The sequence below is a fragment of the Microbacterium sp. cx-55 genome (assembly GCF_021117345.1).
In the GTDB taxonomy this organism is placed as follows: Bacteria; Actinomycetota; Actinomycetes; order Actinomycetales; family Microbacteriaceae; genus Microbacterium.
In genome coordinates this window covers 2,866,935-2,892,667 of the sequence record NZ_CP088261.1, presented here as the reverse complement: position 1 = coordinate 2,892,667, position 25,733 = coordinate 2,866,935, and the positions used below count along the sequence as shown (strand labels likewise).

The window sequence follows — 25,733 nt, the reverse complement described above, 5'->3', positions numbered from 1 at the left end:
GGGCCGGCCTGCGGGTCGGCCCCATCCTCACGGAAGTGACACCATGACCACTCAGACACTGCAGCGACCCGTCACCCGGCGGCGCAGCGGCATCGAGCGGCGGCAACGGGTCGGTTGGCTGTTCATCACGCCGTTCCTCGTGATCTTCGCCGCGTTCCTCGTCTTCCCTCTCATCTACGCCTTCGGTATGAGCCTGTTCAGTTCGACGCTCGCAACCGGCACGAAGTTCGTCGGCATCGACAATTACGCCAAGGCCTTCACCGATCCGCTGTTCCTCGGCGGCCTCGGCCGGGTGGCCCTGTTCGCGATCATCATGATCCCGGCCCAGCTGATCGTCGCGCTCGTCGCGGCGCTCGTGCTCGACTCGCTCGCCACCTGGCTCTCCAAGCTCTCCCGGTTGCTGATCTTCGCGCCGTATGCGATCCCGGTCGTGATCGGGGCGTTGATGTGGAGCTTCCTCTACAGTCCGCGGTTCGGTCCCGGCGGGACGATCTTCAGTCTGTTCGGACTCGAGGCCCCGAACTTCCTCGCGAGCGACTCGATCTTCTTCAGCCTGGTCAACATCGTCACCTGGCAGTGGGCCGGGTACTACATGATCGTCATCTACGCCGCGCTGCGATCGATCGATCCGGCGATCTACGAAGCGGCCCGCATCGACGGTGCCGGTGGGTGGCAGATCGCGACGCGCATCAAGGTGCCGATGATCTCCTCGTCGATGGTCATGGTCATCACATTCGCCCTGATCGGCACGCTGCAGTTCTTCACGGAGCCGACCGTGCTGCGCTCGATCGCCTCCGGAGCACTCCCGGCCGAATACACGCCGAATATGTACGCGTACGCGCTGGCGTTCAGCTACAGCCAGTTCAACTACGCCGCCACGATCGCGTTCTCGCTCGGGATCCTCGTGTTCATCGGGTCCTTCGGCTTCCTCTTCCTCACGCGCAAGCAGAACGGACTGAAGTGATGTCCGCCCTTCCCTCCTCCACCGCCGCTCTCAATGAGGTGCATACGACGGTCACCGGCATCCCGTCCCGTCGCAACCGCTCGGCCGGACGCCGCGGCGGACAGCGCCGCATCGGCTCCCACGTGCTGCTGATCGTGCTCGCGATCTACTTCATCATCCCGATCTGGTGGCTGTTCGTCTCGGCGACCAAAGACACGGGGAGCCTCTTCTCCAGTCCCGCGTTCTGGTTCGACAATCCCGGCAGCTTCTTTTCGAACATCGCCGGGCTCTTCGAGCACCAGGGCGGGATCTACTGGCGCTGGCTCGGCAACTCCTTCTTCTACGCATTCGTCTCGGGAGTCGGCGCGACGGTCGTGGCGGTCCTCGCGGGCTACGGGTTCGCGAAGTACCGGTTCCGGGGGCGCGGTGTCGTGTTCGGCATGATCCTCGGCTCGGTCATGGTGCCGCTCACGGCGCTCGTCATCCCGACATTCATGCTGCTCAGCCAGTACGGGCTCATCAACACTCCGTGGGCGGTCATCCTGCCCTCGCTCCTGAACCCGTTCGGTGTCTACCTCATGCGGGTTTACACGCAGGATGCGGTGCCCGAAGAGCTGCTGGAGGCCGCGCGCATCGACGGCGCGGGGGAGTGGCGTACGTTCACGACGATCGTCGTGCCGTTGCTCCGCCCCGCCATCGTGACCGTGTTGCTTCTGTCGATCGTCGGCACGTGGAACAACTTCTTCCTGCCGCTGGCGGTGCTGACCGATCCGCAGCTGCTGCCGGTGACGGTGGGACTCAACCGCTGGCTCGCGTTGTCGAACGCCGGCGCCGGCGGCGAGCAGGTGTGGAACCTCATCACCTCGGGGGCGTTCATCTCCGTGCTTCCGCTCCTGTTGTCCTTCCTTCTCCTGCAGCGGTACTGGCAGGGCGGGCTCGCCATCGGCTCGGTCAAGTGACCGGCGCCGTGATCGATCCCCATCGATGACGGCTCACGCATCCGCTGATCGTCTTCTCTTCTCTCGACCAGAAAGCACATCCATGCCTGTTGCACGTCTCACCCTCGACCCGGCCTTCGCGATCGGCGCGGTTCGGCGAAAGCTCTTCGGGGGCTTCGTCGAGCACCTCGGGCGGCATGTCTACGACGGAATCTACGAACCGGGTCACCCGACGGCGGATGCGGAGGGCTTCCGTACCGACGTCATCGATCTCGTCAAGGAGCTCGGGGTCGACACCATCCGCTACCCCGGCGGCAACTTCGTGTCGGGGTTCCGGTGGGAGGACTCGGTCGGCCCGGTCTCCGAGCGTCCGCGCCGCCTCGACCTCGCTTGGCACTCGACCGAGACGAACGAGGTGGGTCTGCACGAGTTCTCATCGTGGCTCGAGAAGGTCGGCAGCGACCTCATGATGGCCGTCAACCTCGGCACCCGCGGCACGCTCGAGGCGATCGATCTGCTGGAGTACTCCAACATCCGTTCCGGCACGGCGCTGAGTGATCAGCGCATCGCGAACGGGCGCGCGGAGCCGTTCGATGTGCGGATGTGGTGCCTCGGTAACGAGATGGACGGGCCCTGGCAGCTCGGCCATCGTTCGGCCGACGACTACGGCAAGATCGCGTCGCAGGCCGCGAAGGGACTTCGCCAGCTCGACCCGTCGATCGAACTCGTCGTCTGCGGCTCGTCGAGCGCGCACATGCCGACGTTCGGCGAGTGGGAGCGTGTCGTCCTGACGCACACCTATGACGACGTCGACCTCATCTCGTGCCACGCCTACTACGAGGAGAAGAACGGCGACCTCGGCAGCTTCCTCGCATCTGCGGTCGACATGGACGGGTTCATCGAAACCGTCGTCGCGACGGCCGACCACGTCGGCGCGGTCCGCGGGTCCACGAAGAAGATCGACATCTCGTTCGACGAGTGGAACGTCTGGTACATAGACCGCTTCCACGGGGTCGACAAGATCGAGGGCATCGACAACTGGCCGATCGCCCCGCGCCTGCTCGAAGACATCTACTCCGTGGCGGATGCGGTCGTCTTCGGCAACCTGATGATCTCGTTGCTCAAGCACGCCGATCGGGTGGCGAGCGCGTCGCTCGCGCAGCTCGTGAACGTGATCGCCCCGATCATGACCGAGCCCGGGGGTCCGGCCTGGCGGCAGACGACGTTCTACCCGTTCTCGATCACCTCGCGGCTTGCCCGAGGCACCGCGCTGCGCCTCACCCTCGACGTGCCGACCTACGCGACCGAGGTGTACGGCGAGGTGCCGCTCGTCGACGCCGTCGCCACCCACGATGCCGAATCGGGCCGGAGCGCCGTCTTCCTCGTGAATCGCAGTCAGACCGAGGCCATCGATGTGACGGTCGACGTGACCTCGCTCGGCGGCGTCGCCGTCCTCGAGACGCACACGCTGAGCGACGAGGACGTGAATGCGAAGAACACCCTCGACGACAGGGAGCGCGTCGCGCCCGCGACGAACGACTCCGCATCCGTCGTCGACGGGCAGCTCACGGTCACGCTGCCGCCCGTGTCGTGGAGCGCGATCGCGCTCGGGTGAGGCCCGCTCTGCCTCCGTCGGGGCTTACGGTGTGATCCCGACGGAGGCGGAGCAGCGCGCGATCTCGTCGCCCGACAGCCGCAGGTCGGCGGCCTTCGCGGAGTCGACGATCGACTGCGCGCGACGCGCGCCCGGGATCGCGATCACGTTCGAGCCGAGGGCCAGCTCCCAGGCGAGCACGACCTGCTGCGGGCTGACGCCGCGGTCACGGCCGATCTCGGCGAACACGCCGAAGCGGTCGCCGACCGAGCGCCCGCCGCCGCCGGTGCCGCCGAGCGGACTCCACGGCAGGAACGCGATCCCGTGGTCGGCGCAGTAGCGCAGCTCGTCGTAGCTACCGGGATGCGCGGGCGAGAACTCGTTCTGCACGCTCACGAGGGCGCCCTCGCCGAGCACCTGGGTCGCGACCTCGATCTCTTCGATGTTCGCGTTCGAGATGCCGATGGAGCGGATCTTGCCCTCGTCCTTCAGGGTCTGGAAGCTCTGCATCACCTCGCCGTAGACGACCCAGCGGTCGGGCCGGTGGTACTGGTACAGGTCGATGACGTCGACCTGCAGGTTCCGAAGCGACTTCTCCACGGCCGAACGCAGGTACGCGAGCGATCCGTCGCGGCCCCAGATCTCGCCCTCGCTCCGGGTGATTCCGCCCTTTGTTGCGACGACGACGGATGCGGTGTCACCGCCCCAACTGCGCAGCGCCTCCCCGATGAGCACCTCGTTGTGCCCCATCTGATCCCAGGCCGGTGCGTAGATGTCGGAGGTGTCGATCAGCGTGACCCCGGCGTCGAGCGCCGCGTGCACGGTGGCGATCGCCGCATCCCGATCGGGCACCTCTTTGTCGTTGTTCATCGACAGCGGCATGGCGCCGAGTCCGATGGCCGACACCGTGAAAGGTCCGAGTTTCCGCTCCTGCATTGCAACTCCTTTGTGGAAATGACCGGCCGTGACAGGCCGGCTCCTCCAGCCTGTCACGGCCGGCAGCTACTGTCTCGAGCCCGGCCCGCGTGCCAGAATGAGTCCCGGCGTGCCCGTGCGTCAGCCTCTTCGCTCAGCCGGGCCTGTAGGACAGCGTCCGCCGCCTTCGCCAAGGAGCCGAATGTCCCTCACCACCCAGACCCCCGTCCGCGTCGCCCAGCACCGCACCTACCTCATGTGCCGGCCGGAGCACTTCGTCGTCAGCTATTCGATCAACCCGTGGATGGAGCCGGCCAAGCCGACGAACACCGGGCGGGCCATCGAGCAGTGGCAGACCCTGTTCGACGCGTACATCGCCCTCGGGCACGAGATCCACCTGATCGACCCCGTGCCGGGGCTCCCCGACATGGTCTACACCGCGAACGGTGGCTTCCTCGTCGACGGCGTCGCCTACGGACCGAAGTTCCGCTTCGCGGAGCGTTCCGGTGAGGAGCGGCCGTTCATGGACTGGTTTGCCTCCCACGGCTACCATCTCGCCGAGCCGGTCGAGGTCAACGAGGGCGAGGGCGACTTCCTGCTCGTCGGCGACATCATCCTCGCCGGCACCGGCTTCCGTTCGACCGGAGACAGCCACCGTGAGATCGGCGAGGTCTTCGGCCGCGAGGTCGTGTCGCTCACCCTCACCGACCCCCGGTTCTACCACCTCGACACCGCGCTCACCGTGCTCGACCCCGTGCAGGGCGAGGGCGGCGTCGAGCGGGCCAACATCGCGTACCTGCCGGGCGCGTTCGACGACGCCAGCCGCGCGATCCTCGAGGAGCGCTTCCCCGACGCCATCCTGGTCTCGGATGCCGACGGCGACGTCTTCGGCCTGAACTCGGCCAGCGACGGACTCAACGTCTTCATCTCGCCCCGGGCGACGGGCTTCGAAGCGCAGCTGCGCGAGCGCGGCTACAACCCGGTGCTGATCGACCTGTCCGAGCTGCTGCTCGGCGGCGGCGGGATCAAGTGCTGCACGCTGGAGCTGCGCGCGGCGAACCAGGAGAACGCATGACGAACCTCATCCCCGATTCCGCGACGAACGATGTGATCACCGCGGAAGAGCAGCACCTCGCCCACAACTACCACCCGCTGCCCGTGGTCATCTCGCGCGGCGAGGGATCGTGGGTGACGGATGTGGACGGCAAGCGCTACCTCGACCTGCTGTCGGCCTACTCCGCCCTGAACTTCGGGCATCTGCATCCGGCGATCGTCGCGGTCGCCCAGGAGCAGCTCGGACGCCTCACCCTGACCAGTCGGGCCTACCACAACGACCAGCTCGGCTCGTTCGCGGCGGCGCTCGCCGCGCTCTGCGGCAAGGACCTCGTGCTGCCGATGAACACGGGTGCCGAGGCGGTCGAGACGGCCATCAAGGTCGCTCGCGCGTGGGCGTACCGGGTCAAGGGCGTAGCCGCCGATCAGGCGTCGATCATCGTCGCGGACGGCAACTTCCACGGCCGCACGACCACGATCGTCGGCTTCAGCGACGACCCGAGCGCGCGCGACGGGTTCGGGCCGTTCGCGCCCGGGTTCGCGCACGTTCCGTTCGGGGACGCAGCCGCGATCGAGGCCGCGATCGACGACAACACCGCCGCCGTACTGATCGAACCGGTGCAGGGCGAGGCGGGCGTCGTGATTCCGCCCGAGGGATACCTGGCGGCGGTACGCGAGATCTGCACCCGGCGCGGCGTGCTCTTCATCGCGGACGAGATCCAGTCGGGGCTCGGCCGGGTCGGGCACACCTTCGCGTGCGACCGCGAGGGCGTCGTTCCGGACGTGTACGTGCTCGGCAAAGCGCTCGGTGGCGGCATCCTGCCCCTGTCGGCCGTGGTCGCCGATCGCGAGATCCTCGGCGTCATCCGCCCCGGCGAGCACGGATCGACGTTCGGCGGCAACCCGCTCGCGGCCGCGGTCGGGCTCCGCGTGGTCGAGATGCTGGAGACGGGCGAGTTCCAGAAGCGCGCGCTCGCGCTCGGCGAGCACCTCGCGGCGAAGCTCGCCGACCTCGTCGGTCACGGGGTGACGACCGTGCGGGTCGCCGGGCTCTGGGCCGGCGTCGACATCGATCCCGCGGTCGGCACTGGGCGCGAGGTGGCCGAACGCCTGCTCGCGCGCGGCGTGCTCGTGAAAGACACGCACGGCCAGACCATCCGCATCGCGCCGCCGCTCGTGGTGCGCGCGACCGAGCTGGACTGGGCCGTCGAGCAGCTGCGCGTGGTGCTCGCCGCCTGACCCGCGCGCGGGCGCGCTCGCGCTGGCTACTGTTACCTGTCACGGCGGCAGAAGGTTCGGCAGCCGCAGCAGGAAACAGTAGCCATCGCAGGAGCGCGCTCGTGGCACCAGCCCGCGCGATCGGCGGAGACGGATGCGGTGAGTCGGGGGCGCCGTCCACCCCCTGGCTGCGAAACATCACGGCAACATCGGCCGGTCTAGGGTGGTTCCATGGGCGACCTCTTCGACGGCTACGGCTCCACTCTCGCGCCGCGAAGGAACTCGCAGGGCTTGCCCGCGTTCGACGAGATGTTCGGCCACCCCGACACCCCCGGTGCGCTCGCCGAGTCGCGCATCGCCTACCGCGAGCTCTACCAGGCGCTGGCCCGCATGACGCAGGAAGAGCTGCGCGGCCGCACCGACTCGCTGGCGAGCTCCTACCTCGCGCAGGGCGTCACCTTCGACTTCGCGGGCGAGGAACGACCGTTCCCGCTCGACGCCGTGCCCCGCATCATCGACTACGCCGAGTGGTCGGAGGTCGAAGCCGGCATCAAACAGCGCGTGCGTGCGCTGGAGGCCTTCCTCGACGATGCGTACGGCCGGCAGAACTGCGTGCGCGACGGGGTCATTCCGGCGAAACTGATCGCCTCGAGCCAGTACTACTACCGCCAGGCGTACGGCATCCGCTCCGCCAACGGTGTGCGCATCCAGGTGTCGGGCATCGACCTCATCCGCGACGAACACGGCAAGATGCGCGTCCTCGAAGACAATGTGCGGGTGCCGTCGGGTGTCAGCTACGTGATCTCGAACCGCCGGGTGATGGCGCAGACCCTCCCCGAACTGTTCGTGTCGATGCGGGTGCGCCCCGTCGGCGACTACCCGAACAAACTCCTCGCGGCGCTCCGCGCATCGGCCCCGCCCGGGATCGAAGACCCTAACGTCGTCGTGCTGACCCCCGGCGTCTACAACTCCGCCTACTTCGAGCACACGCTCCTCGCACGCCTGATGGGCGTCGAACTCGTCGAAGGCCGCGACCTGCTCTGCATGGGCGGCCGCGTGTTCATGCGCACCACGCGCGGACCGCGCCGGGTCGACGTCATCTACCGACGGGTCGACGATGAGTTCCTCGACCCACTGCAGTTCCGCGCGGACTCGATGCTGGGTTCGCCCGGGGTCATGCTCGCGGCGCGCATGGGCAACGTCACGATCGCGAACGCGGTCGGCAACGGCGTCGCCGACGACAAACTGCTCTATACCTACACGCCCGACCTCATCCGGTACTACCTGTCGGAGGAGCCGATCCTGCCGATCGTCGACACCTGGCGGCTCGAAGACCCGGCGGCGCTCGAAGAGGTGCTCGACCGGCTCGACGAGCTCGTCGTGAAGCCCGTCGACGGCTCCGGCGGCAAGGGGCTCGTCGTGGGTCCGGATGCCTCCCGCTCCCAGCTCGAGACGCTGCGTAAAACCCTGCTCGCCGACCCGCGCGGCTGGATCGCGCAGCCGGTGATGATGCTGTCCACCATCCCGACGCTGGTCGAAGACGGCATGCGCCCGCGGCACGCCGACCTCCGGCCCTTCGCCGTGAACGACGGCGACGACATCTGGGTGCTCCCCGGCGGCCTCACGCGCGTCGCTCTTCCCGAGGGCGAGCTGGTCGTGAACTCCTCGCAGGGCGGGGGATCGAAGGACACCTGGATCGTCGGCGGCGCCGCTCCGGGCAAGGTCGAGTACGGGCAGGGGCACGGTCTCGCTGGACTCGTCGCCGATCAGGCGTCGACCGTGACGCAGGCCATCCCGATCATCACGGATGCATCCGCCGCCGGCCCCGCCACCAACGTCGAGGTCTCGCACTCCCCGCACGATCGTCCGCGCTCGCGCGTCGATCAGCAGGAACAGCAGCAGCAGGCCGAATCGGCCGAGGGGAGCGCGCCATGCTGCTGAGCCGCATCGCCGAAAGCCTCTTCTGGATCGGTCGCTACGTCGAGCGCAGCGACGGCACCGCCCGCATCCTGGACGTGCACCTGCAACTGCTCCTCGAGGACCCCTGGATCGACGAGGACACCGCGTGCCGGTCGTTGCTGTCGGTCATGGGATCGTCGCCGCCGGAAGGCGTCGAAGACGTCACCCGCGAGCACGTGCTCGCCCGGCTCGCCGTCGACCGGATGAACCCCTCCAGCATCCAGTACTCGCTCACCGCGGCGCGCGAGAACGCGCGGCGGGCGCGCGAGATCGTCTCCACCGAGCTCTGGGAGTGCCTCAACACCACCAATTCCCGGATGCCGCGACGGCTGCAGACCGAGAAGGTGCACGAGTTCTTCCAGTGGGTGCGGGAGCGGTCGGCGCTCGCCGTCGGCATCGTCGACTCGTCGACGAGCCGCGACGAAGCCTGGCAGTTCTTCACGCTCGGACGCTCCATCGAACGCGCCGACATGTCGGCACGCCTGCTGGCGACGCGGTCGCTGACCGAAGCATCCGGGCCGTCGTGGACGACGATCCTCCGCTCCTGCGGCGCGTACGAGGCCTACCTCCGCACCTACCGCGGAATGCCCAGCGCCCGGAACGCCGCCGAGTTCCTGCTGCTCGACCGCCTCTTCCCGCGCTCGATCATCTACTCGATCTCACGCGCCGAAGAGTGCATCAGCGCGATCGACCCGCGCGAAGACCGCGTCGGCCACTCCAATCACGTCTTGCGCGCGCTCGGCCGCATCCGGAACGATCTCGAATACCAGCCCATCGGCGAGATCCTCGAGGAACTCCCCGACCACATGCTGCGCGTGCAGACCGTGACGCGCGAAGCATCCGACGCGATCCGGCAGCGGTTCTTCCCGACGCAGGCCGAACCCAGCTGGATCGGAGAGACCTCATGAAGCGCCTGCGCATCGAGCACGAAACGGGCTTCAGCTACGGCGGAGACGTGTCGGCCTCGTACAACGAAGCCCGGATGCTGCCGGGCACGACCGACAGTCAGTTCGTGCTGAGCTCGTCGCTCGACATCGAGCCGTCGACCTCGGTCAACAGCTACGTCGACTACTTCGGCACGCGGGTGAGCTCGTTCGATGTGCTCTCGCCCCACCGCGCGTTGCGCATTACGGCGCGTTCGCTCGTCGAGGTGCGTCCGCGCCCGATCGAGCACAGCGGCATCAGCTGGGACCGACTGCGCGTCGAGGCCGAGCGCAGCATCGACACCATCGAGCAGCTGGAACAGACGCACCGGACGCGTCCGCATCCGGAGGTCGCCGAGATCGCCCGCTCGATCGCCGGACGGCACGACGATCCCGGCCGGGCCGCGCACGACATCTGCGTCGCGATCGGTGACGCCGTGGAGTACATGCACGGCGTGACCGGGGTGCACTCCACCGCCGTCGAGGCATGGGAAGCGCGAAAGGGCGTGTGTCAGGACATGGCGCACATCGCGCTCGGCGCACTGCGATCGGTCGGCATTCCGGCGCGCTACGTGTCGGGGTATCTGCATCCGAAGCCGCAGGCCGAGATCGGCACGCCCGTCACGGGTGAGTCGCACGCCTGGGTGGAATGGTTCGCCGGCGACTGGACCGGCTTCGACCCGACCAACAATATCGAGATCGGCGACCGGCACGTGCTGGTCGGGCGGGCGCGGGACTACAACGACGTGCCGCCGCTGCGCGGTGTGTACGCAGGTCCCTTCAAGAGCAACCTGCACGTCAAGGTCACGATCACCCGCGAGGCCTGACTTCGGCCCGCCTGTGGGGCCCTGTGCCGGGGCGGTCTGTGGGCGGTTTCGGGACGCCGGGGTGGTCGACGGGGGTCCTGCGCGGGAGCGCCCTGTGGGCGGTCGACCTGATGTCCTGCGTCGGGGTGGTCGACGGCCGATGGCCCGTGCCGGGGGGCCTGTTCCGGCTTCGCGGCTCCGCAGTTGTCGGACCGGTGGGGCTGGTGGTGACGGATGGGGCGTGTGAGGCGGCTCGGGGGCGTCGGACCCGACGACTCGGAGCCATACGGGGCCTACGCAAGGGTGGAGAGCCCCGACCGGTCAGTGCCGACCTTGACCCTGTGTTCCCGGCATCCGCGGGTTCGGGGCGCAATTCTTCGTTTGGGGCGTGAATATCGTGCCCCGAACGCAATTTTGTGCCCCAAACATCGGAACGCGACGCCTGAGCTGCGACCCGGCGCTCGGGAGTGCGGCCCGCTAGCGGCGGCGCTCGGGGAGGGGGATCGGGGTCGTGCTCGCGACCGCGTCGCTGAACTCCTCGGGCGCGACGACGGGGATCGGCCGCGTCTCGTCGATCGTGACGCGGAAGCGGTGCGCCGAATCGCGGTGCATGCGACCCGAGAGTGCGAGCCATGTCACCCCGACGAGGCAGGCGGCAAGCCCTGCCACCGCGCCGACGACGATCGCCGCGCGCGGGCCGAACGTGTCGGCGACCCATCCGGCGATGGGCGCGCCGATCGGCGTCGCGCCCATGATCACGGCCATGTACAGCGCGAGCACGCGGCCGCGGAGGGCCGGATCGGTCGTCGTCTGCACGTAGCCGTTCGCGGTCGTCAGCACCGTGACCGTCGCGAATCCGACGAACACGAGCGACGCGGCGTACAGGCCGTAGGTCGGCATCGCCGCGGAGATGAGCGAGAACACCCCGAACCCGCCCGCGGCGACCATGATGACCCGCATCCGCGCGCGATCGCGCCGGGCGGCGAGCAGAGCGCCCGCGAGCGAACCGATCGCGAGGATCGAACTCAGGATGCCGTATCCGTCGGCCTGCTGGCCGAACTCCAGCGCCATCGTCGAGGCGAAGATGGGGAAGTTCATCCCGAAGGCGCCGATCAGGAACACCATGACGAAGGTCACGACGAGGTCCGGTCGTCCGGCGACGTAGCGGAATCCGTCGGCCAGGCGCGCCCCGCCGGCCGTGCGGGCGCGCGGCACGAGCTCCGATCGACGGATGAGCGTCAGCGCCACGAGCATGGCGAGGAACGTCGCGGCGTTCAGGATGAAGACCCACCCCGTGCCGACGAGCACGATCAGGAAGCCCGCGACCGCCGGGCCGATCATCCGGGCCGCGTTGAACGATGCCGAGTTCAGTGCCACGGCGTTCGCCGCGTTCTCGCGGGCCACGACGTCGGTCACGAACGCCTGACGTGCGGGCGCGTCGAACGCGTTCACCAGGCCGAACGCGAAGGCGAAGCAGAACATCAGCGGCAGCGTCATCACGCCGGTCATCAGCAGGATGCCGACGATCACCGCGAGAGCCATCAGCGCGGACTGCGTCACGAGCAGCAGTCGTCGCCGATCGAACCGGTCGGCGACCCACCCGGTCGCTCCGACGAACAGTAGTGGCGGGCCGAACTGCAGGGCCATCGTCACGCCCATCGCGGCCGCGTCGTTGTCGGTCAGTTGCGTGAGCACGACCCAGTCCTGGGCGGTGGACTGCATCCATCCGCCGATGTTCGACACGAGCGCGCCGATGAACCAGACGCGGTAGTTGAAGAGTCCGAGGGAGCGGAACATCGCGCTCATCGTTCGGCGACTCCCCGCATGATCTGCGCCGCCTGCCCGAGAATGTCGCGCTCGGCCGCGCTGAGGTGTCCGAGGGCCTCTTCGAGCCAGGCGTCGCGGCGGCGGACGGTTTCTTGGACCACCGCGCGTCCCTCGTCTGTCAGCGAGATGTTGACCTTGCGACGGTCCTGCTCGTCGGGGGTGCGGATGACGTAACCGGACTCCTCAAGGCCGTTCACGGTGCGATTCATCGACGGGGCCGTCACGCGCTCGCGCGCCGCCAACTCGCCGAGGGTGTGATCGCCGTGCACCTTGAGGCCCGCGAGCACCGCGAACTGGCCGTCGCTCATGGTGTCGACCGCGCGCTGGCCGCGCAGTCGACGGGCGAGTCGGAACGTCGCCATCCGCAGCTCGGATGCATCGGCGGAGTGGTCGGCCGGATCGGCGGCAGCATCCGCGGGCGGAGCGGAATCAGCGGGCTGTGCGGAAGAACTCATGTCGATCCTTAGCATAGCTCATTAGCCCTGCTAAGGGTCTTCGCGGGTGGGCGAGCGGACCGCATCCGGGGCCATAGACTCGGCCGCATGCCCGAGTTCATCGATGCGCACGGGACCACGATCGTCTACGACGTGTACGAGGCGCAGTCCACCCCGCGCGGTGTCGTGCAGCTGTTGCACGGCGTCGGCGAACACGCCGGCCGATACGTCGTGCTCGCGGAGGCGCTCGCCGCCGCCGGTTTCACCGTCTACGCCGACGACCATCGCGGGCACGGGCGGACCGGCATGGGGCAGTGGGCGGATGCGGACCGCCTCGGCCGCCTCGGACCCGGCGGCCACCGCGCCGCCGTCGACGCGGTCTGGCAGCTGACCGGGCTGATCCGCGACGCGCACCCCGGGTTGCCGCTCGTGCTGCTCGGGCACTCGTGGGGGTCGTTCCTCGCGCAGATGCTGCTCGATCAGCATCCGGATGCGTATGACGCGGTCGTGCTCTCGGGGTCGGCCCTGCGCACACCCGGCGCGCTGAACGGCGGTGATCTCAACGCGCCCTGGAAGGGCAAGGGCGCGCTCGGTACGGAGTGGCTCTCGAGCGATCTGGCCGTGGGGCGGGCATTCCTGGCCGATCCGCTGACGACGAGCGTGCCGCTGGTGAAGCTGTTCGGTCTGCGAGACGCGCTCCGGATCTTCGGCCGGCCGCGTCGGGATCTCGGGCGGGATGTTCCGATCCTGCTCATGGTCGGCAGCGACGACACGGTCGGCGGACCGCGGAGCGTTCACCGCCTGGCCGCCGATTATCGGGAACGCTCGGGCCTCAGCGACGTGACGACCCTGGTCTACCCGGGTGCGCGCCACGAGATCTTCCAGGAGACCGTGCAGGGCGACGTCCGCGCCGACCTGATGGCCTGGCTCGACCGGCGCTTCCCGGCGCGCGGCGACTGACGCGAGCGCGCCGCGCGACCGAGGCGAACGCGCCGGGCGGCTGACGCGAACGCGCCGGGCGACTCAAGCCGCGGAGGATTCGGCCGAGGGGCGCGGTTCATCCCTCGTGGCCGAGGGGCCGCGACCGAGCGACCACGTCGTGGCGAGTCCGACCAGCAGGAACCCCGCCGCGGTGAACGCGGCCCAGCGAGTGCCGTCGGAGAAGGCGAGCGCCGCCGCATCCCCGGCCGCCGCCGTCTCCGGATTCGCGCGCAGCCCGGCGATGGCGCCGCCGGCCGAGTCCACGACGGCCGACACGACCGGATCGCGCTGGTCGGCGGGCACCCCGGCATCGTCGAGGGCGTTTGAGAGCACTGCCCCGGTGCTCGAGAAGAGCACCGTGCCGAGAATCGCGACGCCGAGCGCCGCGCCCACCTGCCGCGACGTGGATTGCGTGCCCGAGCCCTGGCCGGAGAGCTCGACCGGCACGTCCTGCAGGATGACGCCGGTCAGCTGCGCGGTGGCGAGTCCGACGCCGAATCCGTAGACGAAGAGTGCGGGGATGAGCCATCCCCAGGCCGCATCCGGTCCGATCACGAACCCCGCCCACGCGACGCCGATGATCTCGGCGGCCAGGCCGACGCGCACGATGACGACCGGCCGGATGCGGCCGCTCGTCGCGCCGGCGAACCCGCTGGCGACGAACGATCCGACCGCCAGGGCGAGCAGGACGAGGCCGGTCTGCAGGGCGTCGAACCCGAGCACGAACTGCAGCCACAGCGGCAGCGAGAGGATGATGCCGAACTCGCCGAGCGCGACCACGAGCGCGGCGATGTTGCCGTTGCGGAACGACCCGATCCGGAACAGCGTCAGATCGAGCAGCGCCGCCTGCCCACGCCGCAGCCGACGCCGACTCCAGAGCAGGAAGAGGACGAGCGAGGCGACGGTGATGACGAACGCGACCGGCACGGGCGAAAGGCTCCCGGGCCACTCGATGCCCGCCACCGAGAACGTCTCGGTGGCGTCCCACCATCCGTAGGTGCGTCCTTCGATGAGGGCGAAGACGAGGCTGCCGAACAGCGTGACCGAGAGCACGGCGCCGAGCAGATCCACGCCGCGACGGGCCGACTCGCGCGATTCGGACACCGTCAGCAGCACGCCGATCACGATGATCACCGCGAGCGGCAGGTTGATGCCGAATGCCCAACGCCAGGAGAACGCCGTCGTCAACCAGCCGCCGAGCAGGGGCCCGACCGCGGCCATGCCGCCGATCGTGGAGCCCCACACCGCGAACGCGATGCCGCGTTCCCGGCCGCGGAAGGTCGCGTTGATCAGCGAGAGCGTCGTCGGCAGGATCATGGCGCCGCCGATGCCCTGCACCAGGCGCGCGAGGATCAGCAGACTGCCGCTCGGCGCCGTGGCGGCCGCGAGCGAGGAGAGGGCGAAGATGGCGACGCCGATGAGCAGCAGACGCCGGCGCCCGAACCGGTCGGCGAGCGACCCGAACAGGAGGAGGAGCGACGCGAAGACGAGGGTGTACGCCTCCTGCACCCACTGCACCTCGGTGGAGCTGATGCCCAGCTCGTCGACGATCGACGGCACGGCCACATTCACGATCGTCGAGTCGACGATGATCAGCGACACGGCGATGCTGATGAAGACCAGGGCGACCCAACGTCGCGATGAACGGTTCGACATGATTTATCTCGCTTATCTAGCTATCTCGGAGCGAGAGTACACCCGATGGGCGTGTCTGCGGCACCTCTTCACCCGGATGCAGCAGGCCTAGGCTGTCAGCATGCACGGTGAATACAAGGTGCCCGGCGGCAAGCTCGTGGTGGTCGACCTGGAGGTGCGCGACGGCCGCATCGCGGATTTCCATCTGGCGGGAGACTTCTTCCTCGAACCCGACGACGCCCTCGCCGATATCGACGCGGCCGTCGCGGGCCTTCCCGTCGAAACGGATGCATCCGCCATCGCCGCAGCGGTGCGCGCGGCGCTTCCGGCCGGAGCCCAGCTGCTCGGGTTCACCCCCGAGTCGGTCGGCACCGCGGTGCGGCGCGCGCTCATCACGGCGCCCGGCTGGAAGGACTTCACCTGGGAGGTCGTGCACGATGCGCCCGTCTCGGCGCGCATGAACCTCGCGCTCGACGAAGTGCTCACCACCCGCGTGGGCGACGGGCGTCGGAACCCGACTCTGCGCCTGTGGGAATGGAATGAGTCCGCCGTCGTGATCGGGTCGTTCCAGTCGTACCGGAACGAGGTCGACCCCGAGGGTGCGGCCCGGCACGGCTTCGACGTCGTGCGCCGGATCTCGGGCGGCGGCGCCATGATGATGGCCGCGAACTCGATCGTGACCTACTCGCTGTACGTGCCCGCATCCCTCGTCGCCGGGATGACGTTCGCCGACTCCTACGCCTTCCTCGACGAGTGGGTGCTGCAGGCGCTCCGCTCGCTCGGCGTCGACGCGACCTACCAGCCGCTCAACGACATCGCCTCGCCCACGGGCAAGATCGGCGGCGCCGCGCAGAAGCGGCTCGCGAACGGCGGCGTGCTGCACCATGCGACGCTCAGCTACGACATGGACGGCCAGGTCATGACCGAGGTGTTGCGCATCGGTCGCGAGAAGCTGAGCGACAAGGGCACCGTCTCGGCGGCGAAGCGCGTCGACCCGCTCCGCTCGCAGACGGGCCTGCCGCGCGAGGCCGTCATCGAGCGCTTCATCGACACCTTCACGAACCTGTACGGTGCCGTTCCCGGACATATCACCGAAGAGGAATACGCCGAGGCCGAGGCGCTCGTCGCGTCGAAGTTCGCGACCGACGCCTGGCTGCAGCGCGTTCCGTGACGGGATCGATCGCGATCCATCAGGGCGACAACCTCGCCGTCGCGCGCCGGCTTCCGGATGGCGCGTTCACGGTGATCTACCTCGATCCGCCGTTCAACACGGGGCGTTCGCGCACCCGGATCGCCGCCGTCGACGCTGCGGTTCCCGACGTGCGTCGCGGATTCCGCGACCGCGAGTACACGAGGCTCCGGGGAGATCTCGGGGTGTACGCCGACGAGTTCCAGGGCTACTGGGCGTTCCTCGAACCGCGACTGCTCGAGTCCTGGCGCCTCCTCGCCGACGACGGCACGCTGTACCTGCACCTGGACTACCGCGAGGTGCACTACGCGAAAGTGCTGCTCGACGCGCTCCTCGGTCGCGAACGGTTTCTGAACGAGATCATCTGGGCGTACGACTACGGGGCCAAGACGAAGCGGCGCTGGCCACCGAAGCACGAGACGATCCTCGTGTACGTCAAGAATCCCGATCGGTACTGGTTCGATGCGGATGCGGTCGACCGCGAGCCGTACATGGCTCCGGGTCTCGTGACCCCGGAGAAGGCGGCGCGCGGCAAGCTGCCGACCGACGTCTGGTGGCACACGATCGTGCCGACGACCGGCCGCGAGAAGACCGGGTACCCGACGCAGAAACCCGAGGGCATCATCCGACGCATCGTGCAGGCCTCGAGCCGCCCGGGCGACGCCGTGCTCGACCTGTTCGCCGGCAGCGGCACGACCGGCGCCGTGGCCGCCGCGCTCGGTCGCGACGCCGTGCTCGTGGACGACAACCCCGCCGCCATCGCCGTGATGCGGGAGCGCCTGCCCGGCGCGGTGCTCATCCCACCGGGGTGAGGTGCGGGGTGCGGGTTCCGGGGTGCGGCGGGCTCTCGCGGGGTCGAGCTCTGCTGGGGTGGTTTGCTGTCGCGAGGGGTTGGCGGGGCCGATGCCCTGCTGGGGTGAGGGGTTTCGCTCTCGCGAGGGGGTCGGCGCGGGCTAATGGCCGGCTGTAGCGAGGGGATCTGCCGAAGCGAGGGCCGTTCGGGCCGCATCCGTCCTCGCTTCGGCAGATCCCCTCGCTTCGGCAGATTCGTGCGCCGCACCGCGCGCCGCGACCTCCCGTGAGACACCGCAGCACCCTCCTGCGGCGAGTTTGGGCGGGTCCGGTCGGGCGCCGCGGGTCAGGGCGGGTCAGGGCAGGTTAGGACGGATCAGCGCGGATCAGCGCGGATCAGCGCGGGTCAGGCGAGGGCGGCGGCGCCGGCGTACCCGTCGGGGATCACCGCGGGGGCGGATGCGGCGCCGCCGAACACGCGCGTCGGCTTATCGGACGCCGACCACCGTGGCCAGGCTGCGGCGCGAGACCGCACGAACCCGACCGCGGTTCCGTGCATCGCTGTCGCGAGGGCGGCGGGCGGGTGGTCGCCGGCGATCGCGGCGACGTGCGACTCGCCCAGCGCGTCGAACCAGAACGGCACATCGAGGCAGTGGCACGCCCACCCGATGACGGGGGAGGCCCAGCTGAAGCGGTACACCCAGGTGGGCGCGGGAGCCTCGGCGCGTAGCGCGGCCACATCCGACACCAGCGCGCGGAAGATGCGGTCCGTCACGTAGCGCCCGAGCAGGGCGGGCGAGCCGCCGCGCCGCGGGCCGGGGTTCGCGCGCAGGTATCGACGACGCGCGGATGCGGGCACGCCGAGCGCGCGGAGTCCGAGCCCCGGCGGCACCCACCGCAGCATCCGCCGCATCCGGGCCGTGACCATCGTGAACTCGTCGTCGGCGGCGCCGAGCAGCAGCGGCTTATCGGCGCCGATGCCGGCCGCCAGCGCGTCGCGGGTCGAACGGACGAGGAGGTCGCCGTCGATCATCGGACCCCAAGAGAGTCCGGCCAGCATCTCGCGGACCGCCACGAGCTTGTCGCGCCGCGGCATGTGCGCGGCGCGCTCCTGCAGGTCGCGGAGGTGCTCCTCGGCGACCGACTCGAAGCCCGACCGGGTGGGTTCGACCCCCGCGAGGTCGGCCAGGCGCACCGCGCGGGCACGCGCATCCGCCGCGGGCACGTCGCCGAGCGCGCCCGACACCGACCACGCGGCGTGGAAGAGGTGTTGCGCGGCGGGCATGCCGAGGAGGGTGAGTACGGCGCCGCCGCCCGCGGATTGCCCGCCGATCGTCACGCGATCGGGGTCGCCGCCGAACGCGGCGATGTTCTCCTGCACCCACTCGAGACCGGCGATCCAGTCGCGTACTCCTCGGTTGCTCGGCGCCCCGACGATGTCGCCGAAGCCGTCGAACCCGAGCCGGTACGACAGGGCCACGAGCACGACGCCGTCGCGGGCGAACGTGCCGCCGTCGTACCAGGGGCTCGACGGGGTTCCGGAGGTGAACCCGCCGCCGTGGATCCACACCAGGACGGGCAGCGGCGTATCGCTCAAGGCGGCGGGGGTGAAGACGTTGACGTTCAGCGTGGAGTCGCCCGGGACCGACGGCTCCGGGATCAGGGTGAAGCCGGTGTCACCCCGCTGCGCGGTCGCCCCGAACGTCGTGGCATCGCGGATGCCCTCCCACGGCTCCATCGGTACCGGGGCGGCGAACCTGCGCTCACCCACGGGCGGCTGGGCGAACGGGATGCCGAGAAAGGCGAGGGAGTCCTCGCGTCGCATGCCGCGGACCAGACCCGAGGCTGTTCGCACCACCGGTGCATCGTTCATGCGCGCTGCCCCTCCGGCGCGGGGGCGAGGGAGTGGAGGTAGGCCCCGACGATGCCGGCGACGTCGACCGAGCTGTCGAGCAACCACTGCATCTGCGCACCATCCCACACGGCCTGCAGCGTGCGGGCGATCGTCTCCGGCGCGACCCGGTCGGTGACCGTGCCCGCCGACTGCGCGCGGGCGAAGGCCGCGGCGCATCCGGACCGGAACATCGCCCCGCGTTCGAGGAAGTACGCGTGCGCCGGATGCTGGGGGTCCGCCGCATCCGAGGCCATCTGGGCGAAGAGCTGCACGAGCCCGGGAACATCGGTGTTGTGCCGGATGATGCGGAGGTATCCGTCGGTGAGAGCGCCGAGATCGGCGGCGTCATCCGTCTCCCCGCCGAGCGCGGCCATGTCGACCCGGTCGCGTACCCGGAGGATCTCGACGAAGAGCTCCTCCTTGCTGTCGAAGTAGTGGAGGAGTCCCGCCTGGCTGAGGCCGACTGCATCCGCGATCTCTCGCACCGACGCCCCGCGGTAGCCTTCGCGGGCGATGACCGCGAGGGCTTCGTGCAGGATCTGCTCGCGTTTGGCGACACCCTTGGCGTACGAACCGCGTTGAACCATGGAACCGAGAATAGGCCGAACAGTGCTTGCACCTCGAAAACCAAAGGACGTATGGTTTTCTGACGAGCGACGCCGCCGACCATCGATCAAGGAGAGCTTCCGATGACGGAGAACCTGCCCACCACGGACGACCTCACCCTCGAGGAGAAAGCGGCGCTCACGAGCGGCGCAGATTTCTGGCGCACGAAGCCCATTGAGCGGCTGGGCGTGCCGGCGATCATGATGACCGACGGACCGCACGGTCTGCGCAAGCAGTCGGGGGCGAGCGACCACCTCGGCCTCGCCGAGAGCGTGCCCGCCACGTGCTTCCCGCCCGCGGTGGCGCTCGGTTCGTCGTTCGACCCGGAGCTCGCGCAGCGCGTGGGCGTCGCGCTCGGCACCGAGTCGGCGATCGAAGACGTCGCGGTCATCCTCGGCCCCGGCGTCAACATCAAGCGCTCGCCGCTGTGCGGCCGCAACTTCGAGTACTTCTCCGAAGACCCGATCGTCTCGGGTGCGATGGGCGCGGGCCTCGTCCGCGGCATCCAGTCGCGCGGCGTCGGCGCCTCGCTCAAGCACTTCGCCGCGAACAACCAGGAGACCGATCGACTCCGCGTCTCGAGCGATGTCGACCCGAGGCCGCTTCGTGAGATCTACCTGCGCGGCTTCCAGCGGGTCGTCGAAGACGCGCAGCCGTGGACCGTGATGTGCGCCTACAACCGGATCAACGGCGTCTACGCCTCGGAGGACCCGTGGCTGCTGACCTCGGTCCTGCGCGGCGAGTGGGGCTTCGAAGGCCTCGTCGTCTCGGACTGGGGCGCCGTCAACAACCGCGTCGTGGGCCTGCCCGCCGGCCTCGACCTGGAGATGCCCTCCAGCGGAGGACGCACCGACGCCGAACTCGTCGCCGCGGTGCAGGAAGGGTCGCTCGACGAGGTGGCGCTCGACATCGCCGCCGGCCGTGTGCTCGACCTCATCCGGAAGACCGCGAACTCCCGCAGCGCGGACGTCCTCGACGTCGACGCGCACCACGCGCTGGCCCACGAAGCGGCATCGCGGTCGATCGTGCTGCTGAAGAACGACGGCGGGATGCTGCCGCTCGCCCCGAGCGCGAAGATCGCGGTCGTCGGCGCCTTCGCCGAGACCCCCCGCTACCAGGGCGCGGGTTCGTCGCTCATCAACCCGACGCGTCTCGACGCGGCGCTCGACGCGATCCGCGAGCTCGCCGACGGTGACGTCGCCTTCGCCCCCGGGTTCACGCTCGACGGATCGGGCGACGCGGCGACGCTTCGCGAGGAGGCCGTCGTGGCCGCTGCCGGCTCCGACGCGACCGTCCTCTTCCTCGGGCTTCCGGCGGAGGAGGAGTCGGAGGGCTTCGACCGTGAGCACATCGATCTGCCCGCCGCGCAGCTCGCCCTGCTCGACGCGCTGCTGGAGGCGGGCGCGAACGTGGTGGTCGTGCTCTCGAACGGCGGCGTGGTCGCGCTGCCGTTCGCCGACCGGGTCCCCGCGATCCTCGAGGGGTGGCTGCTCGGCCAGGCCGGTGGCAGCGCCACGGCCGACGTGCTCTTCGGTGTGGTGAACCCCTCCGCGAAGCTCACCGAGACGATCCCGCTGCGCCTGGAGGACACCCCGTCTTTCGGGTACTTCCCCGGCGAGTTCGGCCACGTGCGCTACGGCGAAGGCATCTTCGTCGGCTACCGCGGGTTCGATGCGAAGAAGACCGAGGTGGCGTTCCCGTTCGGGCACGGCCTGTCGTACACGTCGTTCGCGTACAGCGACGCCGCCGCATCCGTCTCCGAGACCGGCGACGTCGTCGTCACGGCGACTCTCACCAACACGGGTGAGGTGGCAGGACGCGAGATCGTGCAGGTCTACACGTCGCTCGCCGAGTCGCTCGTCGCTCGCGCGCCGCGCGAACTGAAGGCGTTCGGAACCGTGCAGCTCGATCCCGGCGAGAGCCGCCGCGTCGAACTCGTCGTACGCCGCGGCGATCTGGCCTACTGGGACACCCGAGTCGACGAATGGGTCGTCGAGGGCGGCGAGTACACGGTCGAGGTGGCCGCGTCGAGCCGCGACATCCGCGCGAGCACGACCGTCACGCTCGAGGGCGACGCGGTGCGGGTGCCGCTGAGCCAGAACTCGTCGATCGGCGACCTGCTCGAGAACCCCGTCGCGGGCCCGGTCATGCGCGAGGCGCTGAAGCCGATGTTCGGCGACGACCAGGGGATGCTGCGGATGATGGCGTCGTTCCCGATCGGCCGCCTCGCGGCGTTCCCGAACGCGCCGGTGAGCACCGCGCAGATCGAGGAGCTCCTCGCCTCCGCCAACGCTGCCCCCTGACCCGCGCGCTCCGCGCCCGCCCGCACGCGCCGCGCCCGCCCATCCGCCGCATCCGGCAGCGAGACGGGATCGGGGCGCCGAGACCGTGGGATTACCCCACTGTCTCGGCGCGAAGATCCCGTCTCGCGGTCGAGAGAGCCGGGGTCAGGCGCGGGTGGCGCCGGGGGACGGGGTGACGGCGAAGATGTGCGGAGCGCCGTAGCCCGCGTCGGCGAAGGCGCGGGTGACGGATGCGGTGACCTCCGCTGCCTGCGCGCGCTCGACCAGCGCGATCGCCGCGCCGCCGAATCCGCCGCCGGTCATGCGGGCACCGATCGCACCCGCCGCGAGGGCGGCGTCGACGGCCGTGTCGAGTTCGGGCACCGAGATCTCGAAATCGTCGCGCATCGACGCGTGCGAGGCGACCAGCAGCTCACCGATCGCGCGCGGTCCCGAATTGCGGAGGGTCTGCACCGTGTCGAGCACCCGCTGGTTCTCCGTCACGACGTGGCGCACGCGCCGGAACGTGACATCGTCCATCTTCTCGGCGGCCGCGGCGAGATCGCCGACCGTGAGATCGCGGAGCGCGGCAACGCCCATGATCTCGGCGCCCAGTTCGCACGAGGCGCGGCGTTCGCGATATCCGCCCGTCGAGTGCGCGTGCGCAACCCGCGTGTCCATCACGAGCAGTTCGAGTCCCGCCGACGCGAAGCCGAGCTCGACCACGTTCGCGTCGAGCGAGCGGCAGTCGAGGAAGATGGTCGCATCCGCCTCACCGAGCATCGACGCCATCTGGTCCATGATCCCCGTCGGCGCACCGACGGCCTCGTTCTCGGCCGTGCGCCCGACCCGAGCGAGTGCCACCCGGTCGAGTCCGAGGTCCCAGGTGTCGTTGAGGGCGATCGCGGTCGCGCTCTCGATCGCGGCCGACGACGACAGCCCGGCCCCCACCGGCACGTCGGAGGCGATCGCGATGTCGACACCCGTCACGTCGGCGTCGCGCCCCGCGGCGTGCAGCAGCGCCCACGCGACGCCCAGCGGGTACCGCGACCATTCCGGTACGCTCTCGCGGTCATCCGGGAACAGCGCAGCGAGGTCGGCCAGCGGCACCTCGACCGGCACCTCGTCGAACGTCGACACCACGCGGATGCGGCCGTCCGCCCGGGTGCCGAGCTGCACGTGCGTGCGGTGCGGGATCGCGAAGGGAAGCACGAAACCGTCGTTGTAGTCGGTGTGCTCACCGATCAGGTTGACGCGTCCGGGCGCGGACCAGTGGCCGCTGGGCTCGGCGCCCGTCACGCGGAGGAAAAGGTCGCGGGCGGCGGATGCCGCATCCGTTCCGGTCACAGCTGTACTCCTTCGATGGCCTCGCGCAGGCGAGCGGCCGCGGTTTCGGGGGGAACGTCGCCGATCCAGGCGCCCATGGCGGCCTCGGACCCGGCGAGGTACTTGAGCTTGTCGGCCGCGCGGCGCGGCGAGGTGAGCTCGAGGTGGAGGCGCGCACCGTCGCGCCCGACGCGCACCGGCGCCTGGTGCCATGCGGCGATGTACGGCGTCGGTGTGTCGTAGAGGGCGTCGACGCCGCGGAGGATCCGCAGATACAGCGGGGCGAGTTCGTCGCGCTCCGCATCCGAGGTCTCGGCGAAATCGGCGACGTGACGGTGCGGCACGAGGTGGATCTCGATCGGCCAGCGCGCCGCGAACGGCACGAACGCCGTCCAGTGCTCGCCCGAGAGCACCACGCGGTCGCTCGCGGACTCGAACTCGAGGATGCGGTCGAACAGGTCGGGGCCGGTGGACTCGAGCGCGGTCAGCAGCCGCTGCGTGCGCGGAGTGACGTACGGGTAGGCGTAGATCTGGCCGTGCGGATGCTGCAGGGTCACCCCGATCTCCTGCCCGCGGTTCTCGAACGGGAACACCTGCTCGATACCCGGAAGGGCCGAGAGGGCGGCCGTGCGATCGGCCCACGCCTCGATCACGGTGCGGGCGCGGGTGACGGTCTGCGTGCCGAACGAGCCGGAATGCGCGGGGCTGAAGCACACGACCTCCGTGCGTCCGACCGAGGTGCGGGTGCGGCCGAGGCCGTACTCCGCGAGGTCGGCGAGGCCGCGCGGCGGGTCGATTCCGGCCGGGACGTCGTCGGTCTCGGTCGCGAGGGCCGGCCCGAACGAGGGCGACTTGTTCTCGAAGACGGCCACGTCGTAGAGCGACGGGATCTCCGACGGGTTCGTCGGCGACTGCGGGGCCAGCGGGTCGAGCTCGGCCGGCGGCAGGAATGCGCGGTTCTGCCGGTTCGCGGCGATCGAGATCCAGTCGCCGGTGAGGACGTCGAGGCGCATCGTGGCCGTCTCGGGGCGGGGCGCCAGATCGCGCGTGTCGACGGAGCGCTCGGCACCGAGCGTCGTGTCGGGGTCGTCGAAGTAGACGAGTTCGCGACCGTCGGCGAGACGGGTCGAACGCTTGACGACGCCCGCGCCGAGCGTCACGGCGGGCTGCTGAGGTGTGTTCACGATAACACGCTATATTCCGCGGATGCTATCGTCAACATGATCAGCGGAGCGCGAGGGGAAGAACGCATGTCGCGAGTATCGATGGCGGATGTCGCGGCGCACGCCGGCGTCTCCGCGCAGACCGTCTCGCGCGTCGTCAACGCGAGTCCCCGCGTCGATCCCGTCACGCGTGCCCGGGTCGAAGCGGCCATGGCCGCGCTCGGCTACCGGGTGCACCGCGCGGCGCAGGCGCTGCGCACCGGGCGTACCCGCACGATCGGCCTCGTCGTCTCCACCCTCGCTTCGGTCGGCAACTCGCGGATGCTGCAGGCGATCGCCGAGGCGGCCTCGGCCCGCGACTACGCACTCGCGATCGTCACGGTCGCCGGCTCGCGCGACATCGCCGACGCCTTCGCGCGTCTGCGCGAACAGGGGGTGGACGGCGCTGTCGTGCTGAACGAGGCCACCCGGCTGGCGCGCGACAGCGCTCCGCCGGCGGGGCTCCGGCTGGTCGTGGTCGACTCGCCCGCCGACGACCGCTTCGCGATCGTGCAGACCGATCACGCCGCGGGAGCGCGCGCGGCCGTCGCGCACCTCCTCGAACGGGGTCACCCGACGGTCCACCACCTCGCCGGGCCGCGATCGTCATTCGCGGCGGTCGAGCGGGAGCGCGGGTGGCAGGAGGCGCTGGCGGATGCCGGAGCCCCCGTCGCCGAGGCGGTGCGGGGCGACTGGACCTCCGCATCCGGGTACGCCGCGGGAGCCGCGCTGGGCGCCGCATCCGCCGTGTTCGTGGCGAACGACCAGATGGCTCTCGGGCTTCTGCGGGCGCTCGCCGACGCGGGCCGGTCAGTGCCGGACGATGTCGCGGTCGTCGGATTCGACGACGTCGTCGACGCCGCCGAGTACCGCCCGCCGCTCACGACCGTCCGTCAGGATTTCGACGCGCTCGGCACGCGCGCGGTCGAGGTGCTGGTCGGCCTGCTCGAGGAGAACGCCGAGGTCGGGCGTACCGAGGTGCCCGCGACCCTGGTCGTGCGCGCCAGCTCCTGATCCGTGTCGGCGAGGTGCTCGGCGCCTGCCGCCGGCAAACTCCTCCAGAATGCGCGTTTCGGGTGGCGAAGCCGTCGTTGCGTGCCGTTCTGGAGGAGTTAGCGCGCTCGCCCGGAGCGAAGCGCCCGTCCTGGGCTGCTCCCGGGCTCCTGGTCCGGCCAGTGCCGCTGATGCTCAGGCTGTGCCGCTGAAGCGCGGTCAG

Annotated in this window: 21 protein-coding genes; 13 read left to right on the top strand and 8 right to left on the bottom strand. The window is 69.9% G+C overall.

Annotated elements, in window-relative coordinates:
• Positions 1-43 precede the first annotated feature (43 nt).
• From LQ938_RS13630 to arfA, 3 genes are all read left to right on the top strand, one after another.
• Positions 44-964, top strand: coding sequence for a carbohydrate ABC transporter permease (locus tag LQ938_RS13630; RefSeq protein ID WP_223723062.1), 921 nt, complete (start codon positions 44-46; stop codon positions 962-964).
• Positions 964-1,902, top strand: coding sequence for a carbohydrate ABC transporter permease (locus tag LQ938_RS13625; protein WP_223723061.1), 939 nt, complete (start codon positions 964-966; stop codon positions 1,900-1,902). Before LQ938_RS13630 ends, LQ938_RS13625 begins: the two co-directional genes overlap by 1 nt.
• A gap of 82 nt (positions 1,903-1,984) precedes the next feature.
• Positions 1,985-3,496 (top strand): arabinosylfuranosidase ArfA, encoded by a 1,512-nt coding sequence (gene arfA, locus LQ938_RS13620; protein ID WP_223723060.1) that lies wholly within the window; start codon positions 1,985-1,987, stop codon positions 3,494-3,496.
• Between the two features lie 24 nt (positions 3,497-3,520).
• Here arfA and LQ938_RS13615 read toward each other — a convergent pair whose 3' ends face one another.
• A complete protein-coding gene (locus LQ938_RS13615) occupies positions 3,521-4,411 on the bottom strand; it encodes an aldo/keto reductase (RefSeq protein WP_223723059.1) in 891 nt (296 codons plus the stop codon).
• Between the two features lie 181 nt (positions 4,412-4,592).
• On the opposite strand from LQ938_RS13615, the gene ddaH reads away from it, so the two are divergent.
• The 5 genes from ddaH to LQ938_RS13590 all read left to right on the top strand — a co-directional run bounded on the left by ddaH (position 4,593) and on the right by LQ938_RS13590 (position 10,370).
• The gene (gene ddaH, locus LQ938_RS13610; RefSeq protein ID WP_223723058.1) at positions 4,593-5,465 is read left to right on the top strand and encodes a dimethylargininase; all 873 of its coding nucleotides are present in this window, start codon (positions 4,593-4,595) and stop codon (positions 5,463-5,465) included.
• On the top strand, positions 5,462-6,682 hold the full coding sequence (gene rocD, locus LQ938_RS13605) for an ornithine--oxo-acid transaminase (RefSeq protein ID WP_223723057.1): 1,221 nt from the start codon (positions 5,462-5,464) through the stop codon (positions 6,680-6,682). Before ddaH ends, rocD begins: the two co-directional genes overlap by 4 nt.
• 210 nt (positions 6,683-6,892) lie before the next feature.
• Positions 6,893-8,602, top strand: a complete 1,710-nt coding sequence (locus LQ938_RS13600) for a circularly permuted type 2 ATP-grasp protein (protein WP_223723056.1) — start codon at positions 6,893-6,895, stop codon at positions 8,600-8,602.
• The gene (locus tag LQ938_RS13595; protein WP_223723312.1) at positions 8,596-9,528 is read left to right on the top strand and encodes an alpha-E domain-containing protein; all 933 of its coding nucleotides are present in this window, start codon (positions 8,596-8,598) and stop codon (positions 9,526-9,528) included. Before LQ938_RS13600 ends, LQ938_RS13595 begins: the two co-directional genes overlap by 7 nt.
• Positions 9,525-10,370, top strand: a complete 846-nt coding sequence (locus tag LQ938_RS13590) for a transglutaminase family protein (protein WP_223723055.1) — start codon at positions 9,525-9,527, stop codon at positions 10,368-10,370. Before LQ938_RS13595 ends, LQ938_RS13590 begins: the two co-directional genes overlap by 4 nt.
• A 456-nt stretch (positions 10,371-10,826) precedes the next feature.
• On the opposite strand, the gene LQ938_RS13585 is transcribed toward LQ938_RS13590, so the two are convergent.
• Together LQ938_RS13585 and LQ938_RS13580 are read right to left on the bottom strand one after the other, a co-directional pair.
• A complete protein-coding gene (locus LQ938_RS13585) occupies positions 10,827-12,146 on the bottom strand; it encodes an MFS transporter (protein WP_223723054.1) in 1,320 nt (439 codons plus the stop codon).
• Between the two features lie 5 nt (positions 12,147-12,151).
• Entirely contained in the window at positions 12,152-12,631 is a 480-nt protein-coding gene (locus LQ938_RS13580; protein ID WP_374197486.1) for a MarR family winged helix-turn-helix transcriptional regulator, read from the bottom strand.
• Between the two features lie 87 nt (positions 12,632-12,718).
• Here LQ938_RS13580 and LQ938_RS13575 point away from each other — a divergent pair, with 87 nt between their 5' ends.
• Positions 12,719-13,570 (top strand): alpha/beta fold hydrolase, encoded by an 852-nt coding sequence (locus tag LQ938_RS13575; protein WP_223723053.1) that lies wholly within the window; start codon positions 12,719-12,721, stop codon positions 13,568-13,570.
• A gap of 63 nt (positions 13,571-13,633) precedes the next feature.
• On the opposite strand, the gene LQ938_RS13570 is transcribed toward LQ938_RS13575, so the two are convergent.
• A complete protein-coding gene (locus LQ938_RS13570) occupies positions 13,634-15,247 on the bottom strand; it encodes a DHA2 family efflux MFS transporter permease subunit (RefSeq protein ID WP_223723052.1) in 1,614 nt (537 codons plus the stop codon).
• A 100-nt stretch (positions 15,248-15,347) separates the two neighbouring features.
• Between LQ938_RS13570 and LQ938_RS13565 the strand changes: the two genes are divergently transcribed.
• A complete protein-coding gene (locus tag LQ938_RS13565; protein WP_223723051.1) occupies positions 15,348-16,397 on the top strand; it encodes a lipoate--protein ligase family protein in 1,050 nt (349 codons plus the stop codon).
• Positions 16,394-17,227 (top strand): DNA-methyltransferase, encoded by an 834-nt coding sequence (locus tag LQ938_RS13560; protein ID WP_223723050.1) that lies wholly within the window; start codon positions 16,394-16,396, stop codon positions 17,225-17,227. The genes LQ938_RS13565 and LQ938_RS13560 overlap by 4 nt, the downstream gene beginning before the upstream one ends.
• 386 nt (positions 17,228-17,613) lie before the next feature.
• Here the strand turns inward: LQ938_RS13560 and LQ938_RS13555 are convergent, their stop codons facing one another.
• On the bottom strand, positions 17,614-19,080 hold the full coding sequence (locus LQ938_RS13555; RefSeq protein ID WP_223723049.1) for a carboxylesterase/lipase family protein: 1,467 nt from the start codon (positions 19,078-19,080) through the stop codon (positions 17,614-17,616).
• Positions 19,077-19,688: a TetR/AcrR family transcriptional regulator gene (locus tag LQ938_RS13550; protein WP_223723048.1), complete on the bottom strand. Its 612-nt coding sequence runs from the start codon at positions 19,686-19,688 to the stop codon at positions 19,077-19,079. Before LQ938_RS13550 ends, LQ938_RS13555 begins: the two co-directional genes overlap by 4 nt.
• Before the next feature lie 102 nt (positions 19,689-19,790).
• On the opposite strand from LQ938_RS13550, the gene LQ938_RS13545 reads away from it, so the two are divergent.
• Positions 19,791-22,010: a glycoside hydrolase family 3 C-terminal domain-containing protein gene (locus LQ938_RS13545; protein WP_223723047.1), complete on the top strand. Its 2,220-nt coding sequence runs from the start codon at positions 19,791-19,793 to the stop codon at positions 22,008-22,010.
• A 144-nt stretch (positions 22,011-22,154) separates the two neighbouring features.
• Here the strand turns inward: LQ938_RS13545 and galK are convergent, their stop codons facing one another.
• Both galK and galT read right to left on the bottom strand, forming a co-directional pair.
• Complete coding sequence (galK, locus tag LQ938_RS13540) at positions 22,155-23,336, bottom strand: galactokinase (protein WP_223723046.1); 1,182 nt, start codon at positions 23,334-23,336, stop codon at positions 22,155-22,157.
• Positions 23,333-24,499, bottom strand: coding sequence for a galactose-1-phosphate uridylyltransferase (gene galT, locus LQ938_RS13535; protein ID WP_223723045.1), 1,167 nt, complete (start codon positions 24,497-24,499; stop codon positions 23,333-23,335). Before galT ends, galK begins: the two co-directional genes overlap by 4 nt.
• A gap of 66 nt (positions 24,500-24,565) precedes the next feature.
• Here galT and LQ938_RS13530 point away from each other — a divergent pair, with 66 nt between their 5' ends.
• Positions 24,566-25,531, top strand: coding sequence for a LacI family DNA-binding transcriptional regulator (locus LQ938_RS13530; protein WP_223723044.1), 966 nt, complete (start codon positions 24,566-24,568; stop codon positions 25,529-25,531).
• Positions 25,532-25,733: the final 202 nt, after the last annotated feature.